Source organism: Maribacter sp. MJ134 (genome assembly GCF_003970695.1).
In the GTDB taxonomy this organism is placed as follows: domain Bacteria; phylum Bacteroidota; class Bacteroidia; order Flavobacteriales; family Flavobacteriaceae; genus Maribacter.
In genome coordinates this window covers 2,016,759-2,042,809 of the sequence record NZ_CP034570.1, presented here as the reverse complement: position 1 = coordinate 2,042,809, position 26,051 = coordinate 2,016,759, and the positions used below count along the sequence as shown (strand labels likewise).

Here is a 26,051-nt window from a genome sequence, read left to right as displayed (position 1 = left end):
ACGATTAATCCCAACCAATCATCATATACTTTATTTTGGCCGTGTCAGGAATTTGTACCGCTTCAATATCCGTATTGGCTTTATAGCGTAAACTAGCTGGAAGTTCCGTTTTATCAATAGTGAAGTATATATCATTATTCTTCAACAGAATTACCACGTTGTTCAGGGAAGTGATAATCTTTTTAATCTGATAGTGATCTTTAATATCCTTAAAGGTGCTATTAATATTTATCCCATCATCGGTAATGTATCTAGGGTCGTTAACCTTTACGTTTTGTACGGTTGGTATGCTGTCTGAATTAGGTGTTAAGGTTAAGAGGTGCGCGCCACCTTTTTCAAAAACCTTAATTTTACTGGCCCCACTTCCAAAATTTAATTTTACCGTATCCATAACTAGGGAATCTTCGGCATAGATGAGTTCTAAATCCCTGGCCAAAGTATTTTTATTCAGTTTTCCAACTTGGTCAGAAGAAAGTATAAAGTTGAGGTCTTTTTCCTCTTTGCACTGCGTTAACAGCACGCAAGAAAGAAGAATGATGATTGTTTTGATTGATTTCATGTACTACTATAATAATTTAAAATTAGCTGTGCTTATCATTTGGTTACTATTGCCTTTTTTCTGAAAAGGCGTAGCGGAAAACTTTTAACGCATTACTTTTTTCAATACTCCTAAAACACCCCTTATGAAGGTGGCACTAGTTAATACTTTAATAACAGGGTTTTGTCTGGTGCTTCTTCTTGTAGTTCTGCTTCTGGTCTTTGGCTTTGCCTTTTCCTTTGCGGCAAGAACTTCTGCTTTTTCAATTTTTTCATTTAAAATTTCATAGGCACTTTCCCTATCTATGACCTCTCCATACTTTTTTACGAGGCTTGACTTTTTAATAACATCCTTAAGTTCTTTTTCCGTAAGAATATCCATGCGGCTCATAGGAGCTCTTAATAAGGTTGCAGCTAATGGGGTTGGCCTACCTTTCTCATCTAGTGCAGAAATCAATGCTTCTCCAATACCAAGAGAAGTAAGGACTTCTTTGGTATTGTAGTATTCCGAAATAGGATAATTTTCAGCCGTCAATTTAATAGCTTTTCTATCTCTTGCCGTAAACGCCCTCAAGGCATGTTGCACTTTAAGGCCTAACTGTGCTAATACTTCGTTGGGAACGTCCGTTGGGTTTTGGGTAACAAAATAAAGGCCAATACCTTTAGAACGAATAAGCTTAACAATACTCTCTATCTGGTCCAATAGCGCTTTCGAAGCTTCCTTAAAGATAAGGTGAGCTTCATCTATAAAAAGTACCAATTCCGGTCTATCGCTATCACCTTGTTCAGGAAAATTGGCATAGATTTCTGCCAAAAGACTAAGCATAAAGGTCGAAAAAAGTTTTGGTCGGTCCTGAATATCCGTTAGTCTAAGAATATTAATATAGCCTCTTCCATTTTCGTCTATTCGGGTAAGATCGTCCACCTCAAATGACTTCTCACCAAAGAACAGGTCTGCACCCTGTTGCTCTAGCTCAATTATTTTTCTAAGTATAGTACCTGTAGAACTGGTAGAAATACGACCATAGTCCTTTGTGAATTCCGCTTTTCCGGCACCTGTGGCGTATTGTAAGACTTTTTTGAAGTCCTTTAAATCTAATAGGGGTAGCTTGTTGTCATCACAATATTTGAATACCACGGCAACAATTCCTTCCTGGGTTTCGGTAAGATCAAGAATTCTGGAAAGTAATGTGGGGCCAAATTCCGATACTGTAGCTCTCATTTTAACCCCGTCCTGCTCGGACAGGGATAGTATTTCCACAGGAAAACTTTTCGCTTCAAAAGGAATTCCGATTTTGGTATGGCGTTCATCAATTTTTGGATGACCTGGGCTGGGTTGTGCCAAGCCACTTAAATCTCCCTTTAAATCCATTAGCAACACAGGGATTCCCTTGTCGGACAAATTCTCTGCCAACACTTGAAGTGTTTTCGTTTTCCCAGTTCCGGTCGCTCCTGCAATAAGACCATGTCGGTTTAGCGTTTTCAGTGGTATTTTGACCAGTGCATCTGTAATGGTCTCTTCGCCAAGCATAGCCGCACCCATGGTAATGAAATCACCTTTGGTGGCATAGCCTTTTTCAATATGTGCAAAGAAATCTTCTTTGGAACCCATGATATTTATTTTTGATAAAAATAGCTGATTTCTGAGCAATACAAAAGCAGAAGTGCTCGGGGGTTATGAAATGTAATTAACACTACGTAATTTTAATTTACGTTTTGTAGGGGACATAAAACCTTCTCACTTAAAACTTCAGGGTTATAATTTTAAAAAGTGTTATTCCTATCTTTGCACGATGGATAAACAGGAGGTGTTAAAATTAGTGGAAAAGGGTTTGATGCTGCCTTTAATGGAGGAATTTTATACCATACAAGGAGAAGGTTTTCATAAAGGCACGGCGGCTTACTTTATACGTGTAGGGGGCTGTGACGTAGGGTGCCATTGGTGCGATGTTAAGGAAAGTTGGAACGCGGATACGCACCCCCCGACCCATATTGATTTTATCGTAGCCAACGCCGCAAAATACTCGGACACTATCGTCGTCACCGGAGGCGAACCACTAACTTGGGATATGGGACCTTTGACCTCCGCTCTTAAGAACAAAAATCTAAAAACACATATAGAGACGTCTGGAGCTTATCCGTTAACAGGTTTGTGGGATTGGATATGTTTATCGCCTAAAAAGAATAAATTGCCCAAAGGAGGTATATACGATGAAGCGCACGAATTAAAAATAATCATCTACAACAAGCACGATTTTATTTTTGCAGAGGAACAGGCTGCCCTGACTAATACCAATTGTATCCTTTATTTACAGCCGGAATGGAGCGTAAAAGATAAGGTAACCCCTTTAATCGTTGATTATGTGATGAAAAACCCTAAATGGAAGGTTTCGTTACAGACCCACAAGTATTTGAATATACCTTAAAGTCAGTATTCGGTAGTCAGCAGTCAGTAGTCAGTAGTCAGTACCCAGTAGCCATTAGTGAGTAGTCAGTATTCAGGAGTTGGGAGTCTGTAGTTGACTGTTAGGAATTAGCAGTAGATACACAGTTTAGAGAAAATAAGATTGGGATAATTCATCATCTTTTTCGAATTTCTACAATCTACACTTGTCCTGAGCGTAGTCGAAGGGATCAACCCTTGTCCTGAGCGTAGTCGATGGGATTAACCCTAGTTTATGGCATTAAATAGAAGAATCAACGTCCTCCATTAGCTTGTATATCTAAGATACACTCGGCATCTAGTCCAGGGGCGGCAGAACTTTTACCGGAGTTGGATTGTAATAGATTCAGAACACTTTGTCCGGAAAGGATGCAACCCGCTTTGACACCATCTTCATAACTGCTTGTAGAGGCTAATAAGTTAGACTTACCAGAAGAACCCCCAAATTGTAGCTCGGCCCTCATTAAACAACCTGGCACATTACAATGATTTAAAGCATCTTGATCTTCGTGATCATTAATGGCGGGAGTGCCCAAATTTACCAGCCCGAACAAATGTCCGAACTCATGATTTAAAGTGGCCGACTCAACATCTGCGTTGGAGATAAATGAACTCTGCGCAGCTAAACGTCTTACCGTGACTTCATGGATGATCATGGAGGTATTTCTATAGACGGCTCCAAGGGTAACACGCCCACCGTCCTCTTCGTCCCCGACAGAGGGGGCATCGGCAAAGTAAATGTAAATGCCCAAGGTTCTCCCATTATTGTACACCGTTCTGTTCTCACCCTCTAGTTCGGCAATTTCTTGCAAGGTAAGACTGTCTTCTTCTGGAGAATCTAGTTGTGTGAAAATCACTTCAATGTCCTCTTTAAAGGTATGCTGCCTAAGAAAATCGGTAAATTCTGTCATGGCAGCAGCCGTTGGTCTAAACCCGGTTACATGCGCAATTTCAATTTTGATCTTGTCAAAAGAGGCGTTGGAGAGAATGTCATTGGCAGAGTCTCCCGTGCCTTGAAGGTTAGCTGTTTTATCAATTTCTTGTTCCGGTTCTGGGGAATCATCACTATTCTGGCTACAGGAAAAAAACAACAGAAACAAACTAGATAGAAAAATACTTTGGAGCTTATTCATAATCTTTTTTATAAGGACTTAACGCAAAAAACGTGCCTGCTATTATTTTTTAATAGATAATCTAGCTAAATAGTCGTAATGTTCGCCTTCACTTACAAGTTCACAGGATAAATTGTTGCAAACTGCTGCGCGTTGCAGCGTATTAAAATCTAAATATAGCCAATTAAACGGTTCGCTTTTTTGTTGTTTGTATTCCATTTGAAACTGCACTTCTCCGTAATAGGATACGTTTTCGGGAATCCAATAACCGCCGTCCTCATCAGTTTCATACATGTAAATAATATCACTCGAATCCAGTATAATTTGTCCCCCAGGTTTCAAAAGTGATTTCAGTTTATTCAGAAATACATTTAGTCCACTAAGCGATTTACAAATCCCAATTCCGTTCATTAATAGGAGTAAAGTGTCAAAGGATGCTCCTTCAAAATTTAATAGACTCCCAAGGTGGGTATGCACTAAACCTCTGTTTTTACATACCGTTATAGCTCCGGGCGATTGGTCTAAACACGTAATCGTATACCCCTTATTTTGTAGGTATAACCCATGACTGCCGGCTCCACAACCAATATCCAGGATAGTACCCTTGCAAAGGGATAGTGCTTTCTGTTCAAGTAGCGGCATGGCATCAAAATCTCTAAACAGATAAGGCAGAGGCATTACATCTTCTTCCTCCAGGGAGGAATAGGTTTTAATATCTTCCGTGTAGTTTCCGTTTTGATAATCTAGAAGGGCGGTGCCAAAAATATCTTTCTTCAAATACGCTATTTTAAAAGTCAAAAATCACTTTTTTTAGAAGGACTTTGCTAGTTTTACGACATTATTATTCATTTTATGGAGCAGGTTCTAAGGGATTTACCTAAAAAGGCAAAGGACAAACATACTGAAAACAAAAAGTTTTTTGCAAAGCTTAAAAAAAGACCTCCCAAAAACTTGGATTACCTCATGCAGGAATTACATGAGAAAGAATTTGAACGAACAGACTGTCTTACCTGCGCCAATTGTTGTAAGACTACCGGACCACTTTTTACCAATGCCGATGTAGCCCGAATAGCCAAAAATTTTAGGATGAAACCCCAAAGATTCATTGAACAATATTTGCGGGTAGACGAGGAAAATGATTATGTTTTACAACAGGTGCCTTGCACTTTTCTTGGAGCGGATAACTTTTGTTCCATTTATGAAGTAAGACCTAAGGCCTGTAGGGAATTTCCACATACGGACAGGAAAAAGTTTCAACAAATAAGTCATCTTACGCTTAAAAATGTAGCTATTTGTCCCGCTGCGTTCAATATCGTGGAAGAGATGAAAAAGCTAACGGCTTTATAGGAGTAATATGAAACAGCCAAGCTTACACTAGTTTTGCGTGCTAGTACCCTTTTAGGTATATTTAGAACATGGAACAACTGCTCGCTTACTTTGAAAATATTCCACCGTTGCACCGAAGTCTGATCTTGGTGGGGGGCATCACTTTTTTTTGGATTTTGGAAGGTATTGTCCCTCTATTTAGTGTCAGATACAAAAAATGGAAGCATGCACTGCCTAATCTGTTCTTTACGCTGACCACTATTATCGTAAATTTCCCCTTAGCCTTTTTGTTGTTAAAGACATCTGATTGGACCATTCAAAATGATTTTGGGATTATCAATTGGCTGCCGGAAATGCCGCTATGGTTGTACGTGCTGTTGGGCATTATGTTATTGGATTTAATTGGCGCCTACACGGCGCATTTGGTAGAACATAAGGTAAAACCCCTATGGATGGTTCATTTAGTACACCATTCGGACCACAATGTGGACACTACTACGGCAAACAGACATCACCCGTTAGAAAGTTTAATTAGATACCTGTTTACCCTGCTTGGAGTCTTAATCGTTGGAGCTCCCGTAGGGATAATCATGCTCTACCAAAGTGTATCTGTAATACTGTCCCAATTTAATCATGCGAATATCAGCTTGCCGAGAGCGGTGGACAAGGCTTTGAGCTGGATTATTGTTTCACCGGATATGCACAAAGTTCACCATCATTTCGTATTGCCCTATACCGATAGCAATTACGGAAATATATTTTCTATTTGGGACCGTATGTTCGGCACCTATATGGAACTGGAACCTGAAAAGATTACCTACGGGGTGGATACTTTCCCCGATGAGAAGGAAAACTCAAGCATAAAAGGTCTTCTAAAACAACCCTTTCATAAATACAGAAAGCCTACACAAGTTCAAACCGATTAAGGGCCACATTCTCCTATTTCAACTAAGGGTAATTGTAGGTGTTGCTAGGGCAATAGCAAGCGCAGGCCTAGCTTTAAAGGGATTCAAAAATTCAAAGATTCAAAATCAAGCTAGCTAATCGTAAATAAGATATTGTTTTCTGATTTTATCGAACTTTTCCAAATCAGCCTGCCAAGTTAACTTGATTGCCGCTTCTGAAAGTCCTTCCTCAATTTGCTTTTGTAGTTTGATGGTTCCGGCGTGTTTTGTAAATCCATCGGTAAGAAAGAATTTAGATTTGTCAGTACAGTTCTTATAAGCTTCTAGTATCCATTTCAAAGTGAATTGGTTCATCCTCGGTGTTTTCGATAAATCCAGACCGTAGCAGGTTTTACCTTCCTCTTTGGGATATTTAGAGCCAAAATTAGGTTTTGGAACATAACTGAAGTCATACTTGGTAGTATCCAAAAAGGAAGCGCCATAACGCTGAAATTGGAATTCCGTACCGCGACCCGCATTAATATTGGTGCCTTCAAAAAGCCCGAGACTCGGATATAAGGTAATTGCAGTATCGTTAGGTAAGTTCGGAGAGGGCCGTATAACCAAATGGTATTCCATTTCTCGCGACCAGTTTTCCAAAGGAATAACCTTTAAATCTGCCTTTTTTCCGTTTGCCAACCACCTTTCCTCGTTAATCATCTTTCCATATTCGCCAATGGTCATTCCGTACACAAGAGGTATTGTAGTCATGCCCAAAAAATTGGTGTGTTCGGCCTCCATCGTTGGTCCGCCAATATAATGGGCATTTGGGTTTGGCCGGTCTAAGATGATAACCGGAACTCCTGCTTCGGCACAGGCCTCCATAACTAATTGCAAGGTGGCTATATAGGTGTAAAAACGAACGCCCACATCCTGAATATCAAAAAGCACCAGGTCGATGTCTTTTAGTTGTGCTTGCGTGGGCTTTCTGTGCTTTCCATGGAGGGATTTAATGGGCAAGCCCGTCTGGGTATCCGTTCCGTCCTTGACGTTTTCGCCAGCATCTGCCTTTCCACGAAAACCATGTTCCGGTGCAAATACTTTTTTTATATCCATTTGTAGACGCAAAAGGGAATCTACCAAATGCGTATACCCTTTTTCGTTGAATATAACACTGGTCTGATTGGCTACTACGGCTATCTTCTTACCTCGTAATAAAGGAAGGTAGACCTCGGTTCTATTGGCTGCGACTTTAATTTTTTCTGGAGGCGTTTTTGCTGGTATTTCTGTCGTATGTTCCGTTTTGGCAGTGGTGTTCTTTGATGGGTTTCCGCAGGAAGCACATATTAAAAACGATAATAAAACTGTACTTTTGAAATTGGATAAAAATAACATCATTTGAACCTAGAATATTTTATCGCCAAAAGGCTTATTACGGGTAAGGAGCATAAAATTAGTATTTCCGCACCAATAATAAAAATAGCTATTACAGCTATCGTCCTCGGTATCATTATGATGTTGATCGCCATTGCTACAGGTGTTGGTCTAAAGCATAAAATCAGGGAAAAAGTAACCGCTTTTAATGGACACGTCCAAATATCGAACTATGACAACAACAGTTCGGAAGTATCGGTAACCCCCATATCAAAAAATCAAGATTTTTATCCTGAATTTACCTCTGTTAACGGTATTGAACATATACAAGCAGTTGCCACAAAAGGAGGGATCATCCGTACTGCGGATACTTTTGAGGGAATCATCGCCAAGGGTGTGGGAGTAGATTTTAATTGGAGCGCGTTAGAGGAGTTTTTGGTAGAAGGAGCGTTGCCTAACTATGCCGATGATATTAGTGATGAAGTGCTTATTTCTCGTATTTCCGCTAGTCGTTTGGGTCTAAAAAACGGAGATTCTTTTTTTACCTTTTTTCTTAGGGACGACGATACCAATAAAATTCCCAACCAACGTAAGTTTACCATTAAAGGAATCTATGACAGCGGTTTTGAAGAAATTGATAGCAGATTCATCTTTATCGATATTCGTCATATTCAGCGCATGAATAAATGGGGTGCCGATGAAATTGGGAATTTTGAGGTTTTTTTGGAAAGCTTTGATGATATCGATAGCAAAAGTGCGGAAATCTACGGCAAAACAGTATCCAGTTTAGATACCCGAACCTTAAAGGATAAATACTATAAGATTTTTGAATGGATCGGTCTGTTCGATTTTAATATTGCTTTGATTATCGGTATTATGATCATTGTAGGAGGTATAAACATGATTACGGCACTCTTGGTCCTTATTTTAGAAAGAACCCCCATGATAGGTATTCTTAAAGCATTAGGCACTACGAATTGGAGTATTAGAAAAGTGTTCTTGTACAACGCAACTTATTTGATTGGGGTGGGGCTATTTTGGGGAAATCTTATCGGTTTAGCAATTATAACGTTACAGGATAAGCTAAAGCTTTTTAAATTTCCGAATCCTAAAGAGTATTATATAGAATATATACCAGTGCATATAGATGTGATGACGGTTATTTTATTGAATGTGGGTGTTTTAATATTATGCTTGCTGATGTTGTTGATACCGTCCTACATCATCACAAAAATTACCCCGGTAAAAGCGATACGATTTGAATAATGTGATCGTAGCGAAGAAGTTGAAAATATGAAAATGGAATACGCAGAGAATATATTGGAGACCATTGGAAATACGCCACTGGTAAAACTGAACAGATTAACGGCAGAACTTCCCTGTTTGGTTCTTGCTAAATATGAAACCTTTAACCCAGGGAATTCGGTAAAGGACCGTATGGCCTTACAGATGGTCTTGGATGCGGAAGCTGCTGGGGTTTTGAAACCTGGGGGAACCATCATAGAGGGTACTTCTGGTAATACGGGAATGGGTCTGGCCTTGGCAGCGACTATTCGTGGTTACAAGATGATTTGCGTCATCAGTGATAAACAGTCCAAGGAGAAGATGGATATCCTTCGAGCGGTCGGTAGCGAGGTTCATGTTTGTCCTACCGATGTTGCTCCGGAAGACCCTAGGAGTTATTATAGTACGGCCAAAAGACTGGCAAAGGAGATACCGAATTCTTGGTACGTGAATCAATATGACAATCCGTCTAATTGCAAAGCACATTTTCTGAGCACCGGTCCCGAAATTTGGGAACAGACGGCGGGGAAGGTCACTCATTTTGTCGTGGGAGTAGGCACGGGCGGTACCATTTCCGGTGTGGGGTCCTATTTAAAAATGAAGAACCCCAACGTAAAAGTATGGGGAATAGATACCTACGGTTCTGTCTTTAAAAAATATCATGAGACCGGTATTTTTGATGAGAACGAAATCTATCCCTATATCACGGAAGGTATCGGGGAGGATATTTTACCGCTAAATGTCAATTTTGGGGTGATCGATGGTTTTACCAAGGTAACGGATAAAGATGCGGCCGTATATACCCAACGTTTGGCAAAAGAGGAGGCCATGTTCCTAGGGAATTCCGCCGGTGCCGCAATTAAAGGTCTGCTGCAATTAAAAGAGCATTTTACAAAAGATGATGTTGTGGTGATACTGTTCCACGATCATGGGAGCCGCTATGTAGGGAAAATGTTCAATGACGAGTGGATGAAAGAAAAAGGTTTCTTAGAGTAGGCTATTTTTTCAGTATCTTAGAAATAAAAGTTCCATTATGAAGAAGGTTCCATCTTTAACATTAACAGAATACTATCGTTTATTGTTTTCTTGCCTTATTTTATTTTTGTGGGGTTGTAGTTCAGACAGTTCAGTGCCTGTGGAAGAAGAGGAAGACATTGAAGACCCGGTGGTAAGTACACTGCCATTGATAGCTATTTCTACAAACGGCAATGAAATTGTGGACGAACCAAAGTCCGATGCTACTTTCATCATCTCAAAGGAAGATGTGGTTTCCTATGAGGGGAACATGGGTATAGAGATTAGGGGAGCTACTTCTCAATTTTTTCCGAAAAAATCTTTTGGATTTGAAACAAGGGATGCTGCAAATGAAGACTTGGATGCATCACTTCTGGATTATCCGGAGGAAGAGGATTGGATTCTTTACGCGCCATACAGTGATAAGTCTTTGATGCGGAATATGCTGGTATATGATCTGTCTCGGGATATGCAACGCTATGCAAGTAGAACACAGTTTGTAGAAGTTTCCATCAATGGTGTGGATCAAGGGGTTTATGTATTTATGGAGAAGCTAAAACGAGATGCCAATCGTATCGACATAAATAAACTTAAAGAAGATGAGAACGACGGAGAGGATCTCACGGGCGGTTATATTCTGAAGATTGATAAAACAGCAGGTACTAATTTGGGAGAGGGTTATAATGACGAGAATTCTTTCGTCTCCAATTACGCGCCGCGCAACGCTGCATTAGATCAGGAAATCTATTTCCTCTACGAAGAACCGGATGCGGAGGATATTACAGCTGCGCAAAAGGACTATATCTCTAACTATATGGCAGAATTTGAAGCCGCATTGGCTTCGGACAATTTTGCCGATATGGAAACAGGTTACGCTGCTTACATCGATATAGACAGTTTTATTGACTTCTTTATTTTAAATGAACTTTCTAACAATGTAGATGGTTATCGTCTAAGCACCTTTATGCATAAGGATAAAAACGATAAACTGAAGATGGGACCCATATGGGATTTTAATTTGGCCTTTGGAAATGCAGATTATTGTGATGGCGGCGCTACTAACGTTTGGGCGTACCGGTTTAATGAGCGTTGTCCGGAAGATTTTTGGCAAGTACCTTTTTGGTGGGAGCGACTTATGGAAGATCCTGCTTACGTTTCCAAGTTAAAAAAAAGATGGGGGCAACTCCGTGGAGGGTCACTATCCAATAGTGCCATTTTTGGAAGAATAGATACTTACACAACGGCTTTGAACCAACCTGGTGCCGCTGAAGCTAATTTTAATCTCTGGCCTGTTCTTGGAACGTACGTATGGCCTAACAACTTTGTTGGTAATACCTATGCGGAAGAGCTCAATTATCTAACCGATTGGATAAACGACCGCCTTAGCTGGATGGATACTCAGATAGACGCGCTCTGAGCGAAAATTTAATGAATAGTACGCGATGACAGAACTTAGTTTAGGAAATCAATCCGTGAAAATCGATAAAGGGGAACTGGTAGGGTACGTAGTTACTGGCCACCAATTCATACACCAAAAAGGGAGTCCAGGGTGGCGTAATGCCGATACGGAAATGTTTCCCGTTATTGGACCAACTAACGAGGCTAATTTTAGGGTAGCGACTCCAAAAGGCGATGCGGTACAGGACCAACACGGCCTACTAAGGGAAATGGTGTACGAAGAAAAACATCAAACGACAACAAAGGCCGTATTCGAGAAAGGGTACAAAGCTCACACGCAGGTCAAAAATTCTAAATTTCCAGTAAAATCTACGGAAGTACAATTAACATGGCCTTACGATTTTCAATTTCAGAAGTCTTTTGAACTGAAAGAAGACGGGTTAGAAGTGGTCTTTACCATTACTGGCGAAGTAGGGATGCCATTTATGTTGGGGTACCATCCCGCCTTTAACCTTACAACATCGAACCCTGTAATCACGACTTCAAAAGGGAGTGTTACGTTAGATGAGGTCATGGCCGTTGGGAGCAGGGCTTTTCATGTGGCAGATTGTGAAAAAATTCTATTGAAGGACGAAAAGTCCCTAGAGATTACAACAGAAGGATTTGGAAATTTTATGCTGTGGACAGAGGTTTCCAATATGGTCTGCATAGAGCCCATTAGCTTTTACCCCTATGCTGTACCCCAAAACCAACTGCATTTGGGTTTTGAAGAATTGTCTGAAGAGCCTAAAATCTTTAAAGTACTGCTGAAACCCTTATAGCATAACCCTCTTACCATTTACCTAAGAAATGAAAAAGATAATAGTCATACTTACCATTGTTTTAAGCCAAGCTATGTGCGCACAAGAAAAACCGGACCCTGAGACGTTTTATGCTACCATTCCGGAAGCACCGGAAGAATATACGCCCGGCACGGTAGTGTCTCGGATGATAGATGGTCTCGGCTTTAGGTATTATTGGGCCACTGAAGGTTTAAGAGAGGTAGACCTAGCGTATAGACCAACGGCAGAATCGAGAACTTTGGCGCAAACCATGGACCATTTATACGGATTGTCCAGAACAATAGTCAATTCGGCAAAACAGCAACCTACGGATTACACACAAAAGCAATCGGAATTAAGCTTTAGCGCCAAAAGAAACGCGACCTTGGAAAATTTTAGAATAGCGAGTTCCTTGTTTCTAAAGTCGGCGGATTTATCGCAACATAAGCTCGTATTCATTCGCCCCCAAGGGAGTTCCGAATTTCCATTTTGGAACCATATCAACGGACCAATAGAAGATGCCGTTTGGCACGCTGGCCAGGTGGTGGTGCTGCGCAGGGCATCAGGGAACCCGATCAATCCTAAAGTGAACGTATTTTTAGGAAAACTCAATGAGTAGCGTAGGTATCTTATTCCACATAGTATTCGCGAAAAGACGCTTAAGCTAACGAAGCGCGTTTGTACTGTCAAGATTGATTAACTTTGCAAGGTGCAACGTATCTTTCCTATTTTAACGTGGTTGTCTACCTATAAGAGGGCCTATTTCCTAAAGGATTTAATTGCAGGCTTAACGGTAGGTATAGTGCTGGTGCCTCAAGGTATGGCCTATGCGATGATTGCCGGGCTACCACCGGTTTACGGTTTATACGCTTCACTTTTTCCGGTTATTACCTATGCATTTTTAGGAACCTCTAGAAAAATTGCAGTCGGTCCCGTAGCTATGGATTCCTTACTTGTCGCTGCTGGACTTGGAACATTGGCCATATCGGGAGTGGAGAACTATATTGCAATGGTCGTGGTTCTGGCCTTGATGGTAGGTGCCATTCAGTTTTTGTTGGGACTGTTCCGAATGGGTTTTCTAGTCAATTTCCTATCCAAACCCGTGATTAGCGGTTTTACTTCGGCCGCAGCGGTAATTATTATCCTTAGCCAATTAAAGCACTTGTTAGGCACAGAAATAGCGGGTAGCAACAAGTTTCATCAACTCCTTCAAAATGCAATTCAAAAATTTGGGGATACTAATCCCTATGATTTGGGTATTGGACTCTTGGGTATCGTATTGATAATTATATTTAAAAAATGGAATAAAAACATACCTATTATTCTAGTCATCGTAGTCCTTGGTATCCTAGGAGTATATCTGTTGGATTTAAAAATATATGGGATAGAACTTGTGGGCGAGGTCCCGCAAGGATTACCGTCGTTTACAGTTCCGGATGTAAAGTTGGAATATGTACAAAGCTTATGGCCAATTGCCATAGCCCTAGCTTTGGTGGGTTATCTAGAGGCCGTCTCTATTGGCAAGGCATTAGAGGAAAAAGACGGGGAAGAGACTATCGTATCAAATCAAGAATTAATTGCTCTGGGAACATCTAACATGATCGGGGCCCTTTTTCAGGCGTACCCCGTGACGGCCAGTTTTTCCCGCTCTGCTATTAATTATGAAACGGGTGCAAAAACACTATTGTCCACTTTGTTCAGTGTTGCGCTAGTGGTGATTACCTTACTGTTTCTAACCCCGGTTTTCCAGTATTTGCCCAATGCCATCTTAGCCAGTATTATCATGGTTTCCGTTTTTGGTCTTATAGACGTGAAATATGCGAAAAGTCTTTGGACCAATAGAAGGGATGAGTTTATCATTCTTATCATCACTTTTTTAAGTACACTTTTCATTGGTATCACCGTGGGTATTTTGATTGGGGTACTTTGTTCACTATTGCTGATGGTATATCGCACTTCAAACCCGCATTTTGCAGAGCTAGGAAATATCAGAAATTCGGATTATTACAAGAATATCAGGCGTTTTGGAAATGAGGTTCAGGTAAGGGAAGATTTATTGATTGTGCGTTTTGATGCGCAATTATATTTTGGTAACGCCGCCTATTTTAAAAAGGAACTGCTACGGCACGTAGCGGCAAAGGGAAATCCCTTAAAGGCCGTTATTTTAAATGCCGAAGCCATAAACTATATTGACGCTACGGGAGCGGATATGTTAACAAAGCTCATACATGAAATACATGCTATGGGATTACAGTTTTACATTGCAGGAGCCATAGGTCCTACTCGGGATGTCATTTTTAGTTCGGGAATCATCAATGAATTGCACAGGGAATATCTTTTTGTAAAGACCAAGGAAGCAGTGTCGTTCTACGATGATCCTAACAAGGTTTCTATCGTGGGGTGCCGAGTGGCCTATGAAAACAGTAGAAAGAATTGACAATTGTCATAAAACAATAAGGGGTAATTCCTTTATTTTTGTAATAGTCAGTACGCCATTTTTTAATCGTATAATAGATTTTAGGCGTTTGCGCCGTGATGATATCAAAAGAAAAGCAATATGAAAATAGAACAGATTTATACCGGATGTTTGGCACAGGGTGCTTACTATATTGAAAGTGAAGGTGAGGTTGCCATTATTGACCCCTTGCGTGAAGTAACACCCTATATAGAGAGGGCCAGAAAAGCCAATGCTACCATAAAATATATATTCGAGACGCATTTCCATGCCGATTTTGTCAGTGGTCATGTAACCCTTTCCAAGGAGACCGGTGCTCCCATAATTTACGGTCCTACGGCGAACCCATCGTTCGACGCCATTATCGCCAAGGATGGTCAGGAGTTTCATTTGGGGAAGCTTACCATAAAGGCACTTCATACGCCAGGTCATACCATGGAGAGTACTACCTATCTTTTGAAGGATGAAAATAACAAAGACCATGCGATTTTTTCTGGTGATACTTTATTTCTGGGTGATGTAGGTAGACCGGATTTAGCACAAAAAGCTGCACACCTTACACAGGAACAGTTGGCAGAAACGCTATACGATAGCTTACGGAACAAGATAATGCCCTTGGCGGACGATGTTATTGTATACCCTGCCCACGGAGCGGGATCGGCCTGTGGTAAGAATATGATGAAAGAGACCGTGGACACCTTGGGTAACCAGAAAAAGATGAACTATGCCCTACGGGCGGATATGACCAAGCAGGAGTTTGTCAAGGAAGTAACGGACGGACTTTTGCCTCCTCCCAAATATTTTCCGCTTAACGTAAAGATGAATAAAGAAGGATATGAAGATATTTCCGAGGTCTTAGATAGGGGAATGAGGGCGTTGACGCCAGAAGCGTTCGAGTTCGCCGCAAATGAAACTGAGGCTTTGGTGCTTGATGTTAGGACGCAGGCCGCATTTGTTGAACAACACATCCCCAGGTCTATATTCATTGGCCTAAACGGGGATTTTGCTCCGTGGGTCGGTGCTTTGATAGCAGACACCAAACAACCTTTACTATTGGTTATACCCCAAGGCAAAGAAGAGGAGGCGGTCACGCGATTATCAAGAGTTGGTTTTGATGGTACAATCGGCTACCTAGAAGGCGGATTAGATGCATGGGTAGCTGCCGGAAAAGAGACAGACAAGATAACATCGGTACCGGCTTCGGAGGTCAAAGCAAGATTGGCCAGGGAGGAAGTTCCTGTATTCGATGTTAGAAAAGAAGGAGAATTTCTTTCCGAACATTTGGAAACGGCAAAACATACTCCACTGAGTAATCTGAACAGCTATCTTGCCGATTTTCCGGAGAAAGAACCGTTCTTCTTACATTGTGCCGGAGGTTACCGATCTGTAATCGCTGCCTCAATTTTAAAGAGTAGGGGTATTCACAACCTAATAGACGTGGCAGGTGGTTTTGGAGCATTGAAAAAAGAAGGCCTAAAGATGACGGATTATGTTTGCCCTAGTACCTTATAGCCCCTAAGGTTTTGTTATCGGGTTATAAAAATTGAATATACACATTTGTTTAGCCTAAAATATTCATTATTTTAGGCTTTTCTTTGACAAATCATTAAATGTTAATAAAAACTTAATGATTCGTTAAATTTTTAAAATTATTATTAATACCTTTAAGTAGGATTTGTATTACAGTAATGATTAAAAATTTTATTGAGAGAATAGGAGCAATGAATTGTGTATTGCTTTTGGTAGTCTTATCCATAATTGTAGTATCCGAGGTTTTGTTTCTCAGTGGAAAAAAGTTAGATGCCATTTTTATAGCTTTCTGGGCACCTACGATCCTTGGTTTTATGAATTACTTGAAATATAAGAAGTAGTGGATTTTGTTTTGTTATATTCGATTTTCGTGGGAATCATATTTATGGTATGGTTTCTCTTTGTAGTTCGTATGTATAAAAAAATGGACGACTAATGCTACCACGCGCCTAATTTTTCTTGACTAACTTCAATAATCCTATCCGAATTTTTACGCGCAAAGGACTCCACTAAGCGTTGTGTTTCCAATGTATTTTTTTGTGGGATAATATAAAAGTCCAAATCGTTTGGCTCTTTTACTTGTATATCGCTAGGTACAAACCCATATCCTGCATACATACCGTTCACAACCGAAACAAAAGCCATTTCTTCCTCGGTTCTACCCTTCAGTTTTAAAAAATAATCGCTGCTGCTGTTCTTTAGTGTTGTAATGGCCTGCAGTACCCTATTATTATACGCTTCCAAATGCGCTAGGTCGGTACATATGCCCATACACTGTTTTATCTTGTAATGCGAGCATGAGGTGATGTTTTCCTGCAAATGGCAATACTTAGGACATAGACCGTTGGCTTCACAGAAAGCTTCCATAAAAATGCGGCATTCTGTGGGACTATAAAAAATGGCCAGCGGACTAGGAACCATTTTTAATTTATTGAAGGCTAGATGAAGTATTCCATTCCGGTCTTCGTAAGAGAAGATGCCATATTGCTGAATGATTCTTTTCTGGGCCCTATTGTATTTGGGATAATGCTTTTTTATTTCACTGGATTCTAATAGAAGAGCAATCAATTCGCTTCCGGTTTCTTCAAAATCAAGGAATGCGGTCTCCCCGCAAAGCGCAATTTCTTTAGTGGCCTTGTCATAAAAATGACTCAGAACCCTTTTCTTGATATGTATCGCCTTTCCTACGTAGATTATCTTTCCTTTGGCATCCTTAAAGTAGTATACTCCAGGTGTGGCGGGTAATTTTTCAAATTCTATTTTTGGTAGGGCAGGAGGCAAGGTTGCTTCTTGGGAGCGCGCATTAAGAAAGGTTTTAAAGACAGGTTCCGCATCAGGAGTCCGTAGTAATTTATGAAAAAGTAATACTGTTGCATGAGCGTCTCCGCGAGCTCTGTGGCGGTCCGTTAGCGGAATACCCACAGCAGAGCATAACTTGCCTAAACTATAGGAATTATACCCGGGCAATAGTTTTCTGGATAAACGTACGGTGCATAATTTTTTTCTAGAAAATTCCAGACCAATTCCTTTGAACTCATTTTTAATGACGTTGTAGTCAAAATTTACACTGTGTGCAACGAAAATAGTATCCTTGGTTATCTGAAGTATCTTAGGTGCAATTTCTTCTAACTTGGGCGCATCCCTTACCATGGCATTATCAATACCCGTAAGGCCGGTAATGAAATAAGGAATTTCGCATTCGGGATTTACAAGGGAATTAAATTCATCCACTACCTCATGTCCATCAAATTTAAAAATGGATATCTCGGTGATGCGATTGCCTTTAATTCCGTTTCCGGTTGTTTCTATATCTACTATGCTATACAATGAGAGTGCTTTACTTTTCTTGTGTTCGGTATCAATTTATTCAATAATTAAAATCTAAATTTCACCACGTTTAGGTCGAAATTAATATTGGTTTCTTTCTTATACCTCGGTGGTTTACCCCGAGGCCCTTTACTACTTCTAAGCCTTCTTTTCCAAACGGACTACAACGGACTTACTTATTGGAGTATTGCTACTACGCGCAAAGTGATTATGGGGAATGACCATATTCGTTTCTGGAAAATATGCCGCCAAATTTCCTTTGGGTATATTGTAGGGAATCAATAAAAATTGTGCTGCCCTTCTTTCAATATGATCATAATTACTAATCAAATCAACAACATCTAGTTTTTTAAAACCATGGTTTACCATATCGGTTTCGTTCATAAAAAGTACTCTGCGTTCATTGTATATACCGCGATACCGGTCGTTTAGACCATAAATTGTGGTGTTGAATTGGTCATGGGACCTAAAGGTCATCAGTAGAAATTCATCCGGTTCTATTTTGTGATCAGCAATTGCACAGGTGCTAAATTGCGCTTTGCCATGGGGTAGTTTGCTAAAATCAAGCTCCTTTACATTGTTCGGCAAGTAAAAACCACTGCCTTCGGATTTTTCGGTGACATTGTTAAAGCCTTTGATGGTCTGTGAGATTTTATCCCTGATGAAATCATAATCGGTTCCAAAATCCCGCCATGGAACGCTGTGATTTTTGCCTAGTACGGCGTGAGCAATTTCACTAATTATTTCGGGTTCGCTTTTAAGGTTGTTCGATTTTGGGGTCAACATACCCTTGGTACGGTGCACCTTACCCATGCTATTTTCAACGGTTAAAAAACGAGGGCTACCATTTTTACTATCCTTTTCGGAACGTCCTAGCGTGGGTAGAATCAAAGCCTTTCTTCCGGTAATGAGATGACTGCGGTTTAGTTTGGTACTTATCTGTACGGTTAATGAACAGTTTTGAAGCGCCTCAGCGGTGTATTTGGTATCCGAAACGGCGGAAACGAAGTTGCCGCCCAAGGCCATAAATACCTTTGCTTTTCCATTATGCATTGCTTCAACGGCATTAACGGTATCTAGACCCTCATCATCAGGCGGAGTAAAACCAAATACGTTTTTGATGGAGGTGTTCAGCTCTGGAGAAACGTAGTGCATAATTCCTACGGTACGGTCTCCTTGTACATTGCTATGTCCACGCACGGGGCAAGTACCGGAACCAGGTTTCCCTAAACTACCTTTAAGTAGTAACAGGTTTACGCACTCTTTTATGTTGTCCACGCCATTTTTATGTTGGGTGAGTCCCATGGCCCAGCAGATAATTATCTTATTTTTTTTAGCTAATAGGGAGACGACCTTGTCGACTTTCTCTTCCGGAACTCCACATATTTCAAGAAGTTCATCGGTAGAGTAAGAACTTAAACCCTCTAAAAAGGATGCATATCCATGGGTATAAGCTTCAATAAATTCATGGTCGAACACGGTTTTGTTTTTAGCATCAAGAGCTGCCAGTTTTTTCATGATGAGCTTCAGTAAGGCAACATCTTGATTTATCTTCACTTGAAGATGAATGTCCGTAACGGATATGCCTTTAACTAGACCTGTTAACTTTTGAGGATTTTTAAAACGGATAAGACCAGCTTCCGCAAGGGGATTGATACTAATGATTTTTCCGTCATTATGCTTACATTTTTCGAGTGCGGATAACATCCTAGGGTGATTTGTTCCCGGATTCTGTCCCATAACGATAACTACCTCTGCTTGGTCAAAATCTTCTAAGGTTACAGAGCCTTTACCGATACCTAAGGTTTCAGATAGGGCCACGCCGCTACTTTCATGGCACATGTTGGAACAGTCCGGCATATTGTTGGTGCCAAACGCCCTGGAAAACAGTCCATATAGGAAGGCCGCTTCGTTACTGGACCGTCCTGAAGTATAAAAAATGGCCTCGTTGGGCGACGTTAGGTTTTTCAGTTCCTCGGCTATAAGCACATAAGCGTCCTCCCAGGTTATGGGCTCGTAATGTAGGCTATCTTCTTTAAGGACCATTGGTGTTGTAAGACGCCCACTTTTACCAATTTTAAAATCGGACCACTGTGAAATTTCATTGACACTGTATTTTTTGAAGAAAGCCTCATCAACCTTTTCGTAAGTTGCCTCTTCGGCTAAGGCCTTAGCGCCATTTTCGCAATACTCCGCTATTTTGGAAGGCTTCTCCGGGTCTGGCCACGCACAACCTGCACAGTCGAATCCTTCTTTTTGGTTCATCCGTGCCAATGTTGAAAGGGCTTCTAAAGCTCCCATTTCCTTAAAGGTATGTTGCAAGGCTACCTTTACGCCAAGGGCACCTGCAGCATAGTCCATGGGCGCTTTTAGTTGAATTCCTGTAAAGTCTATTTTTCCGGTCAAGGAAACATCTCGGTGGATTGTTTTCGGCATCAAAAAGTACTTAAGGGAGTAATTTACCCTAAGATATTACAAAAGACTTGGATTAAAAATTGTTTTAAATAATTACAGGTTCACGATAAAGAACACCTACAGTGCAAGACTTGAACTATATAAGTCTTCGGTTAACTCTTTAGAATCGAATCTTAGTTTCGTTCCGATTAAGGTGTGGTAAGAGTAGTTGTGTTATTTGTTTCAGATTCAGTCTCCTTAAGTGCAACGGCATCCTTCGCCTGTAAAGTACTGTCAAGTGACACTTTAGATTCTCCTAGGACAACATAGTCGGAGACCAAGTCATAATTTTTGCTACAAGAAATACTTAGGGAGGAGAATAAAATTACTAATACAACAATGATTGGGAATCTTGAAAGGGAAACTCGCATTAGACCAGCGGGATTATAGGGTTCTTTTTCTAGAACTCTAAAGTATAGACGAAATTTGTTTTTGCGATAAAATGCATGCTTTTTTCGATGAAATGCACGAAAAAGTTATCATCAAGTGTTGTTGATAACTTTACGGATTGGCTATTGTAACTTTTACATTAAGTATTTTACCCTCCATTTTGATTGCACTTTTAGTTTCCCCCGATTTTAAAACGCAATGTCAATGAAGGGCTTTGTTTATTCAGTTATCGGCTATGAATTTGTTTATCCAGTCCTTGTCAAGAATCTTGGATCTTCTATGAAGCTTTAGGATAAGTGCAAGTTCTCTTTCGGTAAGTTCGTAGGCTATTTTCAAAGATTTAACCTTCTTTTCTCCTAAGTCACGTAAAAAATCTAACTCCGTCTGATGTTCTTTTTGGGTCACCCGTTGCGCTAATATCATCCTAGTAATCTTTATTTTTTGCTTACATACGTAAGCAATACTGTTTAGGTTCGAAAATAGTTCAGCACATACTTCTTTGTAATACCCAGTTGTAGGTATTTTTTTGACTATTGTTGCATATTCGAGTATTGGGCCTAGGTGTTTTGGTCAGAGTAAACTTTAACGTCGAGTCGGAGGAATTAGCTACGTTGTTCCCTGTGGCTTCCGTCCTGCAAATACAACTGTTAAGGCTAAATGTAGCCTTGATGACTAAAAATAAAAATCCCAAACAAGCACGCTTGATGGGATTTTATGTTTTAAGCCAATTCACAGTTGTGAGTGATAGTGGAGCCGGAGGGATTCGAACCCTCGTCCAAACAAGCAACGCCAGTGCTTTCTACATGTTTAGTTTCCGATTAATTTTCGACGCAGGCCTGACCGGAAACGGCCTAACAAACGCTTAACTTCTTAAGTTTTAGTGTTATTGCCAAAGCGAACAACAACCTTATGTTGACTTTTCTGGTGCTCCTAAATGGGTCGCCATCAACAAGGGCTACCCAGGAACATCTCGCTTCCCTACCTTGTAGGGACGAGGCAAATCCTACTATAATTCAGATTATGCGGCAAGAGCGTAATTGTTTTCGCCAATTAAAAGTGTGAAATATGAGATTAACGAGCTGTATCCCAGCGCTCGACATGCTTACAATGCCATTGGTCTCGCTGTCAAAACCAGTCGGCCCCTTCAATGAGATAGGTAAACTATACTTACCGTAATCGAATTGAACCCTGAGCGTAGCCGAAGGGTCTCATCGACCGGATAGGCGTTCAGAAATTCAATTCTTCCCAATGATTTTTTTCAAAGAACATATCGTACCCGAAGCTATATCAGATACATAAGTAGTATTGTTGTCTAACGTCTACTTTGGCGTTACCCTTTTTTTTAAAAAAGGGTCGGGCTTTTGGCTATACATGGTATTTGCCGCTATCCTTAACGCGGGCAGCAAAGCTAACAAAAACTTGCGAACTTTACGCTCAACCTAGCCGAAGTGCCTGCTATTTGCTACATTTAGGTCAAAATTCATACCAAAAGAGCATACATGAAGTTCGGAATCATAAGAGAACGTAAGAATCCCCCGGATCGCAGGGTAGTACTATCGCCAGAGGCCTGTCAAAAAGTCCTGTCCACCTATAAAGATGCTAGTATTATCGTGGAGCCTTCACCTATTCGTACCTTCAAGGATAGCGATTATGAAAAAGCGGGAATTACCGTAGCTCCAGAAATGGAAACCTGTGACGTTCTAATTGGGGTAAAAGAAGTCCCTATCAAAAATTTGATTCCCAACAAACAGTATTTTTTCTTTTCACATACCATAAAGAAGCAACCCTATAACCGGGACTTGCTTCAGGCTATTTTACAGAAAAATATAGAACTATATGACCATGAGGTCATCACCAACGAAAAAGAACAACGCCTAGTGGCTTTTGGAAGGTACGCGGGTATCGTAGGTGCCTATAACGGCTTTAGGGCTTACGGTCTTAAATATAATTTTTTTAAACTACCTAAGGCGGAGACTTTGACGGATCAGCAAGAATTGATTTCAGCATTGAAAAAAATAACACTCCCCAATATTAAAGTGCTTTTAACGGGTAGGGGAAGAGTAGGTAATGGTGCTAGGGAAATGCTAGACGGTATGGGTATGCGACGTGTTAACGTTTCCGAATATTTAGAGGAGGACTTTCGGGAGCCCGTGTATTGCCAAATAGATGCGTCGGAATATAATAAGCGTAAGGATGGCGTGCGTGGCAATAAGGCCGACTTTTTTGCAAATCCTCAAGAGTATAAATCCAACTTTTTTCGTTTTGCAGCGGTAACGGATTTCTACGTTGCCGGTCATTTTTATGGAGAAGGAGCACCCTATTTATTTACTCGGGAAGATGCCAAACACCCCGATTTTAAAATCAAAGTTGTCGCAGATGTGAGCTGTGATATCGATGGTCCCGTAGCCTCTACAATAAGACCCTCTACCATTGCCGACCCCATTTACGGTTACGACCCACAATCCGAGTCCGAGACCAATTTTACCGATCCCGATGCCATCGCTGTTATGGCCGTCGATAATCTTCCTTGTGAATTACCCAGAGATGCTAGCATAGGTTTTGGAGAGGCATTTCTTAAGAACGTTATACCCGCCTTCTTTAATGGGGACAAAAACGGGGTATTACACAGGGCTCGTATGACCCAAAATGGCAAATTAACGGAGCGTTACAGCTATTTGCAGGATTATGTAGATGGGAAGGAGTAAGTAAGTTTCTATGAGTGTTTTTGATTTAGGTACGTACTGTCAGTTCGAGTGAAGTCCTGAAAGAGACTTTGTATAAAGAACTTTAAGAAACACGTTTGCTTTTCGATATTAATTTTTTTCGTTCACTTCGACTCCGCTCAGTGACCGCCCAGAAAATTCACTCGAAGTGACAAAGTGTTTTTGATTTAGGCATGAACCGTCAGTTCGAGTGAAGTCCTGAAAGAGACTTTGTATCGAGAACGCTTTGGTACACGGTTAGCTTCTCTCCCGAAGCGTCGGGAACTAATTTTCTTCGTTCACTTCGACTCTGCTCAGTGACCACCCAGAAAATTCACTCGAAGTGACGTCTCGTTTTTCTTTTTGTCAGTTCGAGTGATCTGCTGACAAGCAAATAGTATCGAGAACGCTTTGGTACACGGTTAGCTTCTCTCCCGAAGCGTCGGGAACTAATTTTCTTCGTTCACTTGGACTCCGCTCAGTGACCGCCCAGAAAATTCACTCGATTTGACTGATGCATTTTTATAACTCCATTTATGCAAAAACTTGTAAATTGTAGTTAGATAAATTTCACAAATGAATCCTGCCGAAGCTTACATTTTAAATCAAACAGAACCTTACCAAAGTATATTGCTATACCTACAATCTACTATCGAGCGCATGATTCCTGATGTTCAGTTAAAGTTTAAATGGAACATTCCTTGTTTCTATTGCGAGGGTTCGCCCATTTGCTTTCTCAATGCGGTGGTAAAAAAAGGTTATGTAGATGTAGGTTTTTGGAATTCGGCACATTTTACCAAGTACCTAGACCAATTAGTCTCCGATAACCGCAAAGTAGTTCGTTCTTTAAGATACCGTTCGCTAGAGGAAATAGATAATGAACTTTTAATTGCCGTCCTGCAAGAAGCCTATAGCCTAAGAATGAAAGGTTTTTATAAAAAAAAGTAAAAATTCTTCTCTAAAGGGTATTCATTACCCCCCTTATGGCCACTAAATCGGTTAATAATTTCTCTAGCAAACTTAAATCCAACATATTAGCGCCATCACTTTTTGCGTTTGCAGGGTCAAAATGGGTTTCAATAAAAAGTCCGTCTACACCAGCGGCAATACCTGCCCTTGCCATGGTTCCTATAAGCGCCGGTCTTCCGCCCGTTACTCCAGAGGATTGGTTGGGTTGTTGTAGGGAATGGGTTACGTCTAAAACTACGGGTGCATATTGCTTCATGGTCGGTACGCCCCTAAAATCTACCACCATATCTTGATACCCGAACATGGTACCACGATCTGTAATAATAGCCTGTTGGTTGCCCGTTTCCGTTACTTTGGTCACGGCATGTTTCATACTTTCCGGACTCATAAACTGTCCTTTTTTGATATTTACGGTTTTTTCCGTTTTCGCCGCGGCCACCACTAGGTCCGTCTGCCGTGCCAAGAATGCAGGAATCTGCAGTACATCTACATATTCCGCCGCCATGGCCGCATCTTGTTCGGTATGGATATCGGTTACGGTCGGGACATTAAAGGTTTCGGAAACCTTGCGTAATATTTTAAGTGCTTTTTCATCACCGATACCCGTAAACGAGTCTAGCCTACTGCGATTGGCTTTTTTAAAACTACCCTTAAAAACATACGGAATATGTAGTTTATAAGTGATGGTAACCACATGCTCCGCAATGCGTAATGCCATATCCTCACCTTCAATGGCACAAGGTCCGCAGAGAAGAAAAAAATTCTTTGAATCGGTATGTTTAAGTTGGGGTATTAGAGACAGGTTCATTTTGGCTTTAATTTAATAGAACAAAGATACTATTTTAAGCTGCTTTCTGTTGTATAAAGGTACTATTGTGATAAACCCAAATCTACAAATGATACCGCAACGCATACTGCTCAATTTACTACTGCTCTTAACTGCTGCCCAGGCAATGGCACAGTTTGGTAAAAATTGTGAGTTACGCCAGTTCAAGGTAAATCTTTTAAACCCGGGTTTGGAGTACGAAATGGCACTTGGCGTTAATACTACCCTGGACATTAAGGCCGGTCTGCAAGTAGCGTTGGACCCGCTGCTTCCGGATGTGTATAAAGAATTCGGTTTTTTTCCGGCGGTCGCTGCGCAATACCGCTACTATTATAATTTTGAAGCACGCCAGCGAAACAGAAGAACGATTTATGGGAATTCTGCCAACTATATTGCGCCAGCTGTTGCTGCATTTTTTCCAGATACCCGTACTATCAATGATGAAGTGGTTAAAGGTGCTTTTGGATATGCCGGAGTTGTAACGGGTATTCAACGTAGTTATAACTCCGGATTTAATTTTTCTTTTGACGCTGGGGCCGCTTATTACCTTGGCAATTTTGAGGGCGCCATTTATCCTGTGGTGAACGTAGGAATCGGATGGATTTTCAGTGAAAAACGTTGGTGCGTGGGTCGATAAGTTAGTTGGTAGCGGGTAGTTTTTAGAGGGTAGCGGGGTAGCAGGAGTTTTATGTTAAGGGTTGGTCA

23 protein-coding genes and 1 other RNA gene are annotated in these 26,051 nt (G+C 40.8%); 13 read left to right on the top strand and 11 right to left on the bottom strand.

Features of this window, described 5'->3' with window-relative positions:
* Positions 1-4 precede the first annotated feature (4 nt).
* On the bottom strand, positions 5-559 hold the full coding sequence (locus EJ994_RS08965) for a hypothetical protein (RefSeq protein ID WP_126592143.1): 555 nt from the start codon (positions 557-559) through the stop codon (positions 5-7).
* Positions 560-643: 84 nt separating this feature from the next.
* Positions 644-2,149, bottom strand: coding sequence for a helicase HerA-like domain-containing protein (locus EJ994_RS08960; RefSeq protein WP_126592142.1), 1,506 nt, complete (start codon positions 2,147-2,149; stop codon positions 644-646).
* A gap of 181 nt (positions 2,150-2,330) precedes the next feature.
* Here EJ994_RS08960 and EJ994_RS08955 point away from each other — a divergent pair, with 181 nt between their 5' ends.
* Positions 2,331-2,963, top strand: a complete 633-nt coding sequence (locus tag EJ994_RS08955; protein WP_126592141.1) for a 7-carboxy-7-deazaguanine synthase QueE — start codon at positions 2,331-2,333, stop codon at positions 2,961-2,963.
* Positions 2,964-3,234: 271 nt separating this feature from the next.
* Here EJ994_RS08955 and EJ994_RS08950 read toward each other — a convergent pair whose 3' ends face one another.
* Positions 3,235-4,113, bottom strand: coding sequence for a hypothetical protein (locus tag EJ994_RS08950; protein WP_126592140.1), 879 nt, complete (start codon positions 4,111-4,113; stop codon positions 3,235-3,237).
* Between the two features lie 42 nt (positions 4,114-4,155).
* Complete coding sequence (locus tag EJ994_RS08945; RefSeq protein WP_126592139.1) at positions 4,156-4,869, bottom strand: class I SAM-dependent methyltransferase; 714 nt, start codon at positions 4,867-4,869, stop codon at positions 4,156-4,158.
* Between the two features lie 75 nt (positions 4,870-4,944).
* Here EJ994_RS08945 and EJ994_RS08940 point away from each other — a divergent pair, with 75 nt between their 5' ends.
* The gene (locus tag EJ994_RS08940; protein WP_126592138.1) at positions 4,945-5,439 is read left to right on the top strand and encodes a YkgJ family cysteine cluster protein; all 495 of its coding nucleotides are present in this window, start codon (positions 4,945-4,947) and stop codon (positions 5,437-5,439) included.
* Positions 5,440-5,507: 68 nt separating this feature from the next.
* Positions 5,508-6,344 (top strand): sterol desaturase family protein, encoded by an 837-nt coding sequence (locus EJ994_RS08935; RefSeq protein WP_126592137.1) that lies wholly within the window; start codon positions 5,508-5,510, stop codon positions 6,342-6,344.
* A gap of 114 nt (positions 6,345-6,458) precedes the next feature.
* Here EJ994_RS08935 and EJ994_RS08930 read toward each other — a convergent pair whose 3' ends face one another.
* Complete coding sequence (locus EJ994_RS08930) at positions 6,459-7,697, bottom strand: exo-beta-N-acetylmuramidase NamZ domain-containing protein (protein WP_126593683.1); 1,239 nt, start codon at positions 7,695-7,697, stop codon at positions 6,459-6,461.
* A 3-nt stretch (positions 7,698-7,700) separates the two neighbouring features.
* On the opposite strand from EJ994_RS08930, the gene EJ994_RS08925 reads away from it, so the two are divergent.
* The 7 genes from EJ994_RS08925 (at position 7,701) to EJ994_RS08895 (ending at position 16,160) form a co-directional block, all read left to right on the top strand.
* On the top strand, positions 7,701-8,942 hold the full coding sequence (locus tag EJ994_RS08925; RefSeq protein WP_126592136.1) for an ABC transporter permease: 1,242 nt from the start codon (positions 7,701-7,703) through the stop codon (positions 8,940-8,942).
* A 33-nt stretch (positions 8,943-8,975) separates the two neighbouring features.
* The gene (locus EJ994_RS08920; protein WP_126592135.1) at positions 8,976-9,956 is read left to right on the top strand and encodes a PLP-dependent cysteine synthase family protein; all 981 of its coding nucleotides are present in this window, start codon (positions 8,976-8,978) and stop codon (positions 9,954-9,956) included.
* 37 nt (positions 9,957-9,993) lie between these two features.
* On the top strand, positions 9,994-11,391 hold the full coding sequence (locus tag EJ994_RS08915; protein ID WP_126592134.1) for a CotH kinase family protein: 1,398 nt from the start codon (positions 9,994-9,996) through the stop codon (positions 11,389-11,391).
* A 25-nt stretch (positions 11,392-11,416) separates the two neighbouring features.
* A complete protein-coding gene (locus tag EJ994_RS08910; RefSeq protein ID WP_126592133.1) occupies positions 11,417-12,193 on the top strand; it encodes an aldose 1-epimerase in 777 nt (258 codons plus the stop codon).
* Positions 12,194-12,221: 28 nt separating this feature from the next.
* The gene (locus tag EJ994_RS08905; RefSeq protein ID WP_126592132.1) at positions 12,222-12,812 is read left to right on the top strand and encodes a DinB family protein; all 591 of its coding nucleotides are present in this window, start codon (positions 12,222-12,224) and stop codon (positions 12,810-12,812) included.
* 90 nt (positions 12,813-12,902) lie between these two features.
* Positions 12,903-14,630: a SulP family inorganic anion transporter gene (locus EJ994_RS08900; RefSeq protein ID WP_126592131.1), complete on the top strand. Its 1,728-nt coding sequence runs from the start codon at positions 12,903-12,905 to the stop codon at positions 14,628-14,630.
* 120 nt (positions 14,631-14,750) lie between these two features.
* The gene (locus EJ994_RS08895; protein WP_126592130.1) at positions 14,751-16,160 is read left to right on the top strand and encodes an MBL fold metallo-hydrolase; all 1,410 of its coding nucleotides are present in this window, start codon (positions 14,751-14,753) and stop codon (positions 16,158-16,160) included.
* A 456-nt stretch (positions 16,161-16,616) separates the two neighbouring features.
* On the opposite strand, the gene EJ994_RS08885 is transcribed toward EJ994_RS08895, so the two are convergent.
* The 5 genes from EJ994_RS08885 to ssrA form a co-directional block, all read right to left on the bottom strand.
* Complete coding sequence (locus tag EJ994_RS08885) at positions 16,617-18,005, bottom strand: exonuclease domain-containing protein (protein WP_126592128.1); 1,389 nt, start codon at positions 18,003-18,005, stop codon at positions 16,617-16,619.
* Between the two features lie 138 nt (positions 18,006-18,143).
* On the bottom strand, positions 18,144-20,441 hold the full coding sequence (locus EJ994_RS08880) for an FdhF/YdeP family oxidoreductase (RefSeq protein WP_126592127.1): 2,298 nt from the start codon (positions 20,439-20,441) through the stop codon (positions 18,144-18,146).
* 167 nt (positions 20,442-20,608) lie between these two features.
* Entirely contained in the window at positions 20,609-20,830 is a 222-nt protein-coding gene (locus EJ994_RS08875) for a hypothetical protein (RefSeq protein ID WP_126592126.1), read from the bottom strand.
* Positions 20,831-21,071: 241 nt separating this feature from the next.
* Positions 21,072-21,272, bottom strand: coding sequence for a hypothetical protein (locus EJ994_RS08870; RefSeq protein ID WP_126592125.1), 201 nt, complete (start codon positions 21,270-21,272; stop codon positions 21,072-21,074).
* A gap of 322 nt (positions 21,273-21,594) precedes the next feature.
* Positions 21,595-21,992: a transfer-messenger RNA gene (ssrA, locus tag EJ994_RS08865) on the bottom strand.
* Positions 21,993-22,348: 356 nt separating this feature from the next.
* Between ssrA and EJ994_RS08860 the strand changes: the two genes are divergently transcribed.
* Both EJ994_RS08860 and EJ994_RS08855 read left to right on the top strand, forming a co-directional pair.
* Positions 22,349-23,554, top strand: a complete 1,206-nt coding sequence (locus tag EJ994_RS08860; protein WP_126592124.1) for an NAD(P)-dependent oxidoreductase — start codon at positions 22,349-22,351, stop codon at positions 23,552-23,554.
* Between the two features lie 573 nt (positions 23,555-24,127).
* A complete protein-coding gene (locus EJ994_RS08855) occupies positions 24,128-24,499 on the top strand; it encodes a DUF1801 domain-containing protein (RefSeq protein WP_126592123.1) in 372 nt (123 codons plus the stop codon).
* Positions 24,500-24,509: 10 nt separating this feature from the next.
* Here the strand turns inward: EJ994_RS08855 and kdsA are convergent, their stop codons facing one another.
* A complete protein-coding gene (gene kdsA / locus EJ994_RS08850; protein ID WP_126592122.1) occupies positions 24,510-25,328 on the bottom strand; it encodes a 3-deoxy-8-phosphooctulonate synthase in 819 nt (272 codons plus the stop codon).
* A gap of 88 nt (positions 25,329-25,416) precedes the next feature.
* Here kdsA and EJ994_RS08845 point away from each other — a divergent pair, with 88 nt between their 5' ends.
* Positions 25,417-25,983 carry a hypothetical protein gene (locus EJ994_RS08845; RefSeq protein WP_126592121.1) on the top strand — a complete coding sequence of 189 codons (567 nt, stop codon included), beginning with the start codon at positions 25,417-25,419 and terminating at the stop codon, positions 25,981-25,983.
* The last annotated feature ends 68 nt before the right edge of the window (positions 25,984-26,051 follow it).